This window comes from Chryseobacterium sp. RR2-3-20 (assembly GCF_017808115.1).
Classification (GTDB): Bacteria; Bacteroidota; Bacteroidia; order Flavobacteriales; family Weeksellaceae; genus Chryseobacterium; species Chryseobacterium oryzae.
The window spans coordinates 1-4912 of the sequence record NZ_JADQBD010000112.1; the positions used below are offsets into that span (position 1 = coordinate 1).

Sequence of the window (4912 nt, forward strand, 5' to 3'; positions counted from 1 at the left end):
TGTTCATGTATTTAATGACTTGGTAATCAATTAAATATACGATTTTTTAATCAAATGGACAATCTTTTTTTTTTAATTCCTAAATGCACAACAGGTAAATATGTTAAATATGAAGTTAATATTATTTAAAACCGTCAATTAGAGTTCAAAAAAAATCCCCAAAAAGTATCTCTGCAAGCTAAAAATTGGGATTTCATCAAATTTGAATGACTAAAAAATCTTTTTTAATCTATCTGTTTAAGCATTCCGCCAGAGTTTTTACTGATGTTTGAATGTATCTGCGGATTACCTTTAAATCTGATTATTCCGCCCGAAGAAGCTTTTGCAGACAATTCTTGCGTTACATGGCTTGTAATAATACCCCCCGAACTAACTTCTGCTTTTAGTTTGTTGAATTTCATATCTTTTGCATTACAAACCGCCCCGCTGCTGATGTCTATAATTCCTGAATTAGCATTTCCGGTAAAATTTGCAGCTGCTCCACTCGCCGATTTTATGAAAATATCTTTTGTATTGATTTGCGAATTGATTATAGCACCAGAACTTATATCTATAAATGCTTTTTCCTGAATATTAAAGTTCGCATTTACAACAGAACCCGAAGATACATCTACTGTAATCTGATTTTCATGAATGTTATTAACAGAATTGAAAATTGAGCCTGAAGAAGTTTTAATTTCGTTTATTTTAGGTGAGCTTACGTTTACATTTACATTTTTAAATTTCAGATTTCTCTGTCCTTTTGTATCAATAGAAACTTTAAGTATACCGTCTTCCACTTTTGTTACGATGTATTGGAGTTTATCGGCATCGGCAATAACTTTCACCAAAGAATTGAGTTCCTGTTTGTAGTTCACAACAATCCCGGCACTTACCTGAACTCCAGAAAATTCTCCTACATTTCTGCTTTCACCATTCAGATAAGAACTGTTGTTTTTGGAATTATTTTTTGCCGAAGGATTAGAAACTGAAATCTGCATCTCGGTAGAGTTGATGATTTTATTAACGTCATCCATTTTCATTTTACCATTAAGTAGAAAAAGAATGTTTTCGTCATCAGAATCTATGTTGAAGACAAGATTTTGCAAAACATCGCCTTTTTCGGCTTCTGCAAGAAATTTCATAGAAACTCCATCATTATTTATCGACATTAGTTTGTCGAAATGAAGTTCCTCCAGAGATTCATTGATTTCATTGGTCTTTTCGATATTCAGTTTTATATTTTCTATATTTTCAGATTCAAGTTCTTTTGGGAATGTTGCTTTTGGAACAATGACAAGTTTAAGCCCATCCACATCCTTCAGAATAGGTTTTATTTTTTTTAAATAATCATCATCCAGTTCAAGATTGCTTAAAATTTTGAACATCGGTTTTTTGATACTAATCGAGGTAATCCCATTCTTATTTTCAAATTGCTGGAAGAGTTTATCCAGTTTTTCGTTTTGAGCACTGCCAATGTTAAAGCAGCCTAAAAATAACAGTATGGAAAAGAATATATTTTTCATTTTAGTTTCAGTATTCGTTAGTAAAACTTTCTTTTTCCTGCGACGATGCCACAGTTTTTTTAAACTCACGACCAATCTTCATTAAGGAATAGGTGGCCACATCTATTGCCTCTTTTTCGCTGGTAATGCGTTTGCCGTTTACAATGACAAAAGAATCCTGATATCCGAGAGAATCGGCTAGATTTTTTTGCGGATTATTATAAACATATTTAGGTTTTCTTTCTTTTTTAATTCGGCTTCTTTTAGATAAAATCTCATCCAAAACATCGTTCTCGGTGAATGATTTTTCGTTAAATATAGAGTCTTTTTTAGCACCAGAAACAGAATCTACCGTATGAACTGCCACTTGAGATTCATGATTATGATTTTCTGATATGAAAGCATTTTTTGGCTTTAAAATTTCATTTTCTACAAGATTCTGCTTTTCCGAAATTTTATTTTGATTTACAGTAAAAACAAAAATGAACCCCATTATTACCACAATACTTGCAGCCATCCAAAACCATTTCGGGAACGAAGGTTTGTTCTTGGAAATTGGAATAACCGGTGTTTCGTCTGATGATTCTGATTCTGCTTTTTCAAGAAAATCTTCAAAATCCCAATCCATTTTTTCTTCCTTTAAACTTTGGAAGACTTCTTTATATTTATTTTGAAATTGATCGTTGCTCATAGCTCATTAATTGAGTGATTTGTTCTTTTACTTTCTGTCTGGCTCGCATTAGATTTACTCTTACTGCGTTTTCTTCCGTTTCCATAATTTCGGAAATTTCAGACACTTCGTACTCTTCCACATCTTTAAGATGGATCACCATCTTTTGTTTTTCCGGAAGCTGATTGATAAAACTTAGAATATGATCTTTTAAATTATTCACCTCCATACTGTACAGTTCAGACCGGTGAATCTGTAAGTCTGCAAAACCTAATTTTACATCATGATGCTTCAACCGGTTAAGACATTCGTTTCTTACTGATTTTAAAGCATAAGACTTTAAATTCCCAAACGTTTCCAGCTCATCTTTTTTCTGCCAAAACTTAATCATCAGATCCTGTACAACATCTTCGGCTTCATCACTGCTCATTACAAACCTTTTCGCAAAACGGAACATCTCATCCCTGAGAATAAATACCGTATTCCTGAAAGTTTCCTGAGTCATAAGTTTGTTTCTATTAATAAGACAATCTGAAATATGAATGTATTACACAGAAAATAAAAAAACTTCAAAAAAAATTGAAGTTTTCGTTTATTATTGATTAATATTCGTCAAAAATATGTTTCAAAATACCTTTATCTACATCTGTTAAAGGCATTTTTCTTCTTGCCATTACTTTTTCGGCAACTTCGTAGGCGTTGTCTAGTTTAAACTTTTCATCACCTTTAAAACCTCCCCAAGAAAAATTTTCAATAAGATTGGGTGGAAATCCTTCTTTGAAAATATTGGAAGCTACACCAATCACAGTTCCAGTATTTAACTGAGTATTAATGGCTGTTTTAGAATGATCTCCCATAATTAAACCTGCAAACTGCAATCCTGTATCCTGAAAATCTTTGGTTCTGTAATTCCACAATTTTACATTTCCGTAGTTATTTTTAAGGTTGGAAGAATTGGTGTCGGCTCCAAGATTGCACCACTCTCCAATCACAGAATTCCCTACAAAACCGTCATGTCCTTTATTGGAATATCCAAAAATGATAATATTACTCACTTCTCCACCAACTTTAGAATGTGGACCAACCGTTGTTGCACCGTAAATTTTAGCTCCTAAATTAAATTTAGAACCTTCGCAAAGGGCAATCGGCCCTCGCAGATTACAACCTTCCATCACTTCGGCATTTTTTCCGATGTAAATTTTTCCTGTTTTGGTGTTGATGGTAGAAAATTCAACTTCGACACCTTCTTCGATGAATAAATCTTCTTTGTTTCCTAAAAAACCATTGGTGGAAGATAATTCCTGTGACGTTTTTCCTTTTGTTAATAATTCAAAATCGAAATCGATGGCTTCTTTATTATAAGTAAATAAGTCGGTTGGCTTTTTAAAGAAAACGAGTTCTTCCTTAATGTCCGTCATTTTTTCAATCTGATTTAAAGAAAAACCTTCCATATTGATTTTTGCAGCGACCAATTCATCTTCATAAACCAAAGCTTCACCTTGTTTCAAATCTTTAATTTTTTGGATAACGGTTTCCGTTGGCAAAAAATTAGGAACCAAAAACAGACTTTCCTTTTTCTCCGGTTCTCTGAATTTCTGCTGAAGATACATTTCGGTAAACCACGAAATTTCGGTAGATTCTAAAAGTTTCTGCCATCTTTCGGAGAAAGTAAGAATTCCGCATCGCATTTCTGCAATGGGACGGGTAAAAGTAAGCGGAAGAAAATCTTCCCAATATTGTGCATCGGAGAATACGAGTTGCATTTTATTAAAAGTTTTTAGGTTGGAAGCTAGATGATGGAAACTCAGAGTTTGCCATCATTCTGCTTTTTACAAAAATACAAATACTGAAATTAATTATGAGTATTCAAATTTTAATTCTGATTAAAATGTAAAAAAGTCTCTTGGAAAAAAGACTTTGTAACTAATTTCTTTTTCTCCTTGGGTCTGAAATTTTAGCATAAGAAAAACAGATGCTCTTCTTTTTCAACTCTGGAAATAGATAAATATCCTTATTTTTTACACAGTGCATTTGCAGGACAGTTTTTGTGACCACTTGCATTTAATTCTTCTGGAGTAAGTTCACTCTTATGCTTTGCGCCATTTCTTCTTTTTAATTGTCATTTGCTACTACTAACATGAGAGCTTGCTCTAACTGTAAAAGTTAATCTTCATTGATATTTGCATTTCCAAATTATGGTGATTCATGTAATAATTTTTAAAAGACAGCAACAAGTTTTTTGCATTTATCAAAATCTATGTCCCAACTTGTTACAATTACTTTATTACCTTGTCTTTGAAGTTCAACTTTATGCTTTCCACCTGAAACACCTGTTACAACAGAAACATTTGTTGTTTTACTTATTTTAACCCAATCATCACCACAATTTACGTAGTTAGATGCTTTGAAATTTGGCTCGCGAACAATAGAACCATTAGACTTACCATCAATTAAAATAGTGTAAACCCCTGAAGTATTTGCTGTATTGTCGATCGCGACAATTAAATTACCGCTCTCTCCATCCCGTTCACATGCCGTTAAAGATGACAGCAAAACAAACATTAATAAAATTTTAGTTTTCATAATAATCAATTATTTCCAGCAAAACTATTTTTTATTATAATACCACATTATCCCTCGAAAAAGGCATTTTTATTAATAATTTTATGAATATCCGTAATTTATCATAACTTTTGTATATTTGTAGTAATCAAACAATTAGATATGAATTTATTCAGTTTTTCAGCACATTTTGGGA

The 4912-nt window shown here is 32.5% G+C and carries 5 protein-coding genes; all 5 read right to left on the bottom strand.

Going from position 1 to position 4912, the window contains the following annotated elements; all coding sequences use genetic code 11:
- Nucleotides 1-224: 224 nt before the first annotated feature.
- The gene (locus IV513_RS14875; protein ID WP_209391344.1) at nt 225-1505 is read right to left on the bottom strand and encodes a DUF4252 domain-containing protein; all 1281 of its coding nucleotides are present in this window, start codon (nt 1503-1505) and stop codon (nt 225-227) included.
- A 7-nt stretch (nt 1506-1512) separates the two neighbouring features.
- A complete protein-coding gene (locus tag IV513_RS14880) occupies nt 1513-2175 on the bottom strand; it encodes a hypothetical protein (RefSeq protein ID WP_245168964.1) in 663 nt (220 codons plus the stop codon).
- Nucleotides 2150-2659, bottom strand: coding sequence for an RNA polymerase sigma factor (locus tag IV513_RS14885; RefSeq protein WP_209391345.1), 510 nt, complete (start codon nt 2657-2659; stop codon nt 2150-2152). Before IV513_RS14885 ends, IV513_RS14880 begins: the two co-directional genes overlap by 26 nt.
- 97 nt (nt 2660-2756) lie before the next feature.
- On the bottom strand, nt 2757-3917 hold the full coding sequence (locus IV513_RS14890; protein WP_209391346.1) for a GlmU family protein: 1161 nt from the start codon (nt 3915-3917) through the stop codon (nt 2757-2759).
- Nucleotides 3918-4371: 454 nt separating this feature from the next.
- The gene (locus IV513_RS14895; protein ID WP_209391347.1) at nt 4372-4737 is read right to left on the bottom strand and encodes a hypothetical protein; all 366 of its coding nucleotides are present in this window, start codon (nt 4735-4737) and stop codon (nt 4372-4374) included.
- Nucleotides 4738-4912 lie beyond the last annotated feature (175 nt).